Origin of the sequence: Achromobacter sp., assembly GCF_036567245.1 — a bacterium.
In the GTDB taxonomy this organism is placed as follows: domain Bacteria; phylum Pseudomonadota; class Gammaproteobacteria; order Burkholderiales; family Burkholderiaceae_B; genus Achromobacter.
Genome location: NZ_DATCUY010000001.1, coordinates 1 through 4,591, shown reverse-complemented (window position 1 = coordinate 4,591; position 4,591 = coordinate 1). Strand labels below are relative to the sequence as shown.

4 protein-coding genes are annotated in these 4,591 nt (G+C 68.5%); 1 reads left to right on the top strand and 3 read right to left on the bottom strand.

Going from position 1 to position 4,591, the window contains the following annotated elements:
• The coding region (locus VIR09_RS00020; RefSeq protein ID WP_332010464.1) for a DUF418 domain-containing protein at nucleotides 1-328 on the top strand (328 nt) is incomplete at its 5' end.
• Here the strand turns inward: VIR09_RS00020 and VIR09_RS00015 are convergent.
• The 3 genes from VIR09_RS00015 to VIR09_RS00005 form a co-directional block, all read right to left on the bottom strand.
• Nucleotides 329-2,947, bottom strand: coding sequence for a TRAP transporter fused permease subunit (locus VIR09_RS00015; RefSeq protein WP_332010462.1), 2,619 nt, complete (start codon nucleotides 2,945-2,947; stop codon nucleotides 329-331).
• Between the two features lie 153 nt (nucleotides 2,948-3,100).
• Nucleotides 3,101-4,105, bottom strand: a complete 1,005-nt coding sequence (locus tag VIR09_RS00010; RefSeq protein WP_332010460.1) for a TAXI family TRAP transporter solute-binding subunit — start codon at nucleotides 4,103-4,105, stop codon at nucleotides 3,101-3,103.
• Between the two features lie 160 nt (nucleotides 4,106-4,265).
• Nucleotides 4,266-4,591 (bottom strand): aminotransferase class III-fold pyridoxal phosphate-dependent enzyme (locus tag VIR09_RS00005; protein ID WP_332010458.1); only part of this gene is annotated, 326 nt, incomplete at its 5' end.

Here is a 4,591-nt window from a genome sequence, read left to right as displayed (position 1 = left end):
GTCGTACGCGGCGGCCCTGTTGCTGGCGATGCGCACCCCGTCCGGCGCGAGGCTGGCGGGCTGGCTCGCGCCAGCCGGGCGGATGGCGCTCAGCAACTACCTGATGCAATCGGTCGTCTGCGCCTTCCTGTTCACCGCCTGGGGCCTGCGGCTGTTCGCCTCGGTCTCGCCGCTGGCGGCATTCTGCATCGCCGTGGCCATATTCGCGGCGCAGCTGCCGCTGTCCGCATGGTGGCTGCGGCGCCACGCCTACGGCCCGGTGGAGTGGTTCCTGCGCGCGCTCACCATCGGCGCATGGCCGGCCTGGCGGCGCGCGCGGGCAGACTGATCAGACCGGCTTGGCGCGCAGCCGGCCAACGGTGGCGCCGCCGTCGCGGCGGCCCTGGCGCGACCACATGCCCGCCAGCAACAGCAGCGCGGGCAGGTACACCCAGAAGTCGGACCAGCGCTGCGGATTGGGCGCCTTCACTTCCAGCACGTCCCAGCCTTGTTCCCAGCCGGCGCGCTGGGCGCGGCTGCCAAAGCGCACGCCGCCGATCTGCGTCTGGTCGCCCAGGCTCATCAGCGTCAATCCCGCCTCGGCCAGGCGCTTGCGGCCGGCGTCCTGTCCGCCAGCGTTGTCGGTCAATTCAGGCAGGGCGACGGCGACGGTCTTGGTCAGTTCGTCGCCTTCCAGGTTGATGCCGCGCAGCACCACGGTCAGCCGGCCGTTGTCGGGCAGCGCGGCGGCGATGGCCTGCATCTCGGACGCCGGACGGCTTTCATGGCGCGGCGCGAAATGGTCCATGAACCAGTCGGGGCGGAACAGCATGAAGGTCACCAGCAGCAGCACGCCCACTTCGGCGAGCGTGCAGCGCACGCGGAACCAGCGCATGGTGGCGGCGGCGAAGGTCAGCGAGGCCAGCGTGGCGCCAGCGACGACCAGGGCCAGCTCCCAGCCGTAGGTGACGTCGATCAGCAGCAGCATGGGGTTGAACACGAACATGAACGGCAGGATGGCCGTGCGCGCCGCGTAGGTCACGCCCTGGATGCCGGTCTTGATCGGGTCCTCGCCCGAGATGGCGGCGGCCGCGAACGTGGCCAGGCCCACGGGCGGCGTGATGTCAGCCATGATGCCGTAATAGAAGACGAACATGTGCACGGCGATCAGCGGAATGACCAGGCCGCTCTGCGCGCCCAGCTCCACCACCACGGGCGCCATCAATGTCGCCATCAGGATGTAGTTGGCCGTGGTCGGCATGCCCAGGCCCAGGATCAGGCAGACCACCGCCGTGAAGATCAGCATCAGCAGCACGTTGCCCATCGAGACCAGCTCGACGAAGGCCGTCATGCGCAAGCCCAGGCCGGTCAGGGTAATGGCGCCGACGATCAGCCCGGCGGTGCCGCAGGCGATGGCGATGCCTATCATGTTGCGGGCGCCGTCCTCGAGCCCGCCAATGGCGTCGCGCCAGCCCTGGCGCCAGGCCGGGGCCGCCGGCTGCTTGCGGAACCAGGCGATCAGCGGGCGCTGCGTCACCATCTGGAACAGCATCGCCATCGCCGCCCAGAACGCCGACAGGCCGGCCGACAGCTCTTCCACGCTCAGGCACCAGACCAGGATGCCGATAGGGATCAGGAAGTAGAGCCCGGCGCGCACCGTGGGCCAGGGCTGCGGGCGCACCGGATGGTTGATGTCGATATCCTGCGGCAGATCGGGGTGGCGGGCCGCGATGCGCAGCAGCCACAGATAAAGCGCCGCCAGGATGGCCAGCAGCACCCAGATGGCCGCGGCGCCCGCCACGGCCTGCACGCCCGTGCCGATCCAGTAGGTCGCGCCCATCACCAGCAAGGTGCCGCTGATGCCCATGCCCCATCCGGCCAGCTTCTGCAGCGGCGTGCGGGCGGGGCCCGAGGCCATCATCGGCTGGATCCCCAGTTTCAGGGCTTCCAGGTGGACGATGTAGAACAGTGCGATGTAGGAGATCGCGGCCGGCAGGATCGCGTGGCGGATGATGTCGGTATAGGGGATGCCGACATATTCGATCATCAGGAAGGCCGCCGCGCCCATGACGGGCGGCATGATCTGGCCGTTGACGGACGAGGCGGTCTCGATGGCGCCGGCGCGCACGCCGCCGTATCCGGCCTTCTTCATGAGCGGAATCGTGAAGATGCCTCCTGTCACTACGTTGGCTACCGACGAGGCCGACACCAGGCCGTTGACGGCCGAGGACACCACGGCCACCTTGGCCGGCCCGCCGCGCAAGTGGCCCAGCAGCGCGAACGACACCTGCATCATGTAGTTGCCGGCGCCGCACTTGTCCAGCATGGAGCCCAGCAGCACGAAGATGAAGATGTACGACACCGACACCCCCAGCGCCACGCCGTAAACGCCCTCCGTCGTCAGCCACATGTGCGACATCAGGCGTTCCAGCGAAGCGCCGCGGTGCGCCAGCACGTCGGGTAGCCAGGGGCCGGCCAGGGCATACGCGACGAACACCAGGCCCAGCACGGTCATCGGCAGGCCCAGGGCGCGGCGCGTGACTTCCAGCAGCAGCGCCAGGCCGATGACTGCGGTGGCCACGTCCATGGTCGTGGGCTGGCCGGGGCGGCCCGCCAGCTCGTTATAGAAGAGGTACAGATAGCTGCCGCAGAAGCCCGCCATCAGCGCCAGCGCCCAGTCGTACCAGGGCATGCGGTCGCGCGCCGAGCGCTTGCTGGCGGGGTAGGCCAGGTAGCCCAGGAACATGGCGATGCCCAGGTGCAGGGCGCGCGCCTCGGTGTCGTTGAAGATCGCCCAGTTCAGGGAGAAAGGCAGCGGCGACGCGTACCAGAGCTGGAAGACGGACCAGATCAGCGCGCCCGCCGCCAGCGTGGCGCCCGCCAGGCCGCGCACATTGCGGCCTCCGCGATCGGCGTCGGCGACCAGCTGTTCCAGGTCCGGGGCCGGCGTGTGCGGCTCTTTATTCATGAATTTCCCCTACGTGTCATGGCGCGCGCCGGCGGCGCGGCGCGCGTTATGTCCCTGCGCGCGGTGGTGTTGCGCAAAGGGACGGCGGCCTGCGTGGCCGGGCAGGGCCCGGGTCCGCAGGCGTGCCGTTTCAGCGGCCCTGGGGCTCTGGTCTCAGAGCAGGCCCTTTTCCTTGAAGTACTTCTCGGCGCCCGGATGCAGCGGTGCCGACAGCCCGTTCTTCACCATGTCCGCGGCCTTCAGGTTGGCGAACGCGGGGTGCAGCTTCTTGAAGTCGTCGAAGTTGTCGAACACCGCCTTGACCACGGTGTAGACGGTGGCCTCGGGCACGTCGGCCGAGGTGACGAAGGTGGCCGTCACGCCGTAGGTCTTGGTCTCTGCCGGGTTGTTCGGATACAGCCCGGCCGGAATCGTGGCGTGGGCGTAGTACGGGTACTTCTCGACCAGCTTGTCCACCGCGGGACCGGTCAGCGACACGAGCTTGGCGCCGCAGCTGGTGGTGGGGTCCTGGATGTTGGCCGAGGGATGGCCCACGCCATAGAAGAAGCCGTCGATCTTGCCGTCGCACAGGGCCGAGCCGTGCTCATCGGGACGCAGTTCGGACGCCAGCGAAAAGTCCTTCAGCGTCCAGCCCATGGTGCTCAGCAATTCCTCCATCGAGGCGCGCGTGCCCGAACCGGGGTTGCCGACGTTGAAGCGTTTGCCCTTCAGGTCCTCGAAGCCCTTGATGTTGGCTTCCTTGCGCGTCACGACGGTGAAGGGCTCCGGGTGGATGGAGAACACGGAGCGCAGCTTGGGGTAGGGACCGGCCTGCTTGAACTGCCCTTCGCCATTGAAGGCGTTGAAGCCGACGTCGGATTGCACCACGCCCAGGTCCAGCTCGCCGGCCTTGATGGTGTTGGCGTTGAAGACCGAGCCGCCGGTCGATTCTACGGAACAGCGGATGCCGTGGCTGGAACGATCCTTGTTGACCAGGCGGCAGATCGCGCCGCCGGCGGCATAGTAGACGCCGGTGACGCCGCCCGTGCCGATGCTGACGAACTTCTGTTGGGCGGCGGCGGGCGCCGGCGCCGTGGACAGCAATGCCGTGGCGAGGCCCGCGGCTGCGAGCGTCCAGGCGTTGCGATGGCCCAAGGTGTGTTTGACGGACGTGGTCATGCAAACTCCTTTTGGGGTTTTTCCCCGTGATATTGCCGGTCTTGGCCGGCGGTTGGTGCGCCCCGCGAGCCGCGGAGCACCCTGTGCGTATCATCACGAGCCCGCGTCAGGCGGGCGGCGCAGCGGGTCGATGCCCACCGCGCATGCAGGCAAGCAGGCGCTAGGCCCGCGTTTGCGCAATGGCGGCGTCGATGGCGCCGACCAGACGCTCGGTCAACTGATCCAGCTCATCGTCGGAAATGATGAAGGGTGGGGCGAGCAGCACGTGGTCGCCCTGGCGGCCGTCGATAGTGCCGCCCATCGGGTAGACCATCAGGCCGCGGGCCATGGCTTCGCGCTTGATGCGAGCATGCAGCGATAGCGCCGGGTCGAAGGTCTGCTTGCTGGCGCGGTCCTGCACCAGCTCCACGCCCATGAAGAGGCCGCGGCCACGGATGTCGCCGACGTGCGGGTGCGCGCCCAGCGCGCTGTCCAGCCGCTGGCGCA

Bases quoted from the DNA above. Each gene is read 5' to 3' on its own strand.
- VIR09_RS00015 (WP_332010462.1), bottom strand. From the start codon at position 2,947: ATGAATAAAGAGCCGCACACGCCGGCCCCGGACCTGGAACAGCTGGTC.
- VIR09_RS00010 (WP_332010460.1), bottom strand. From the start codon at position 4,105: ATGACCACGTCCGTCAAACACACCTTGGGCCATCGCAACGCCTGGACG.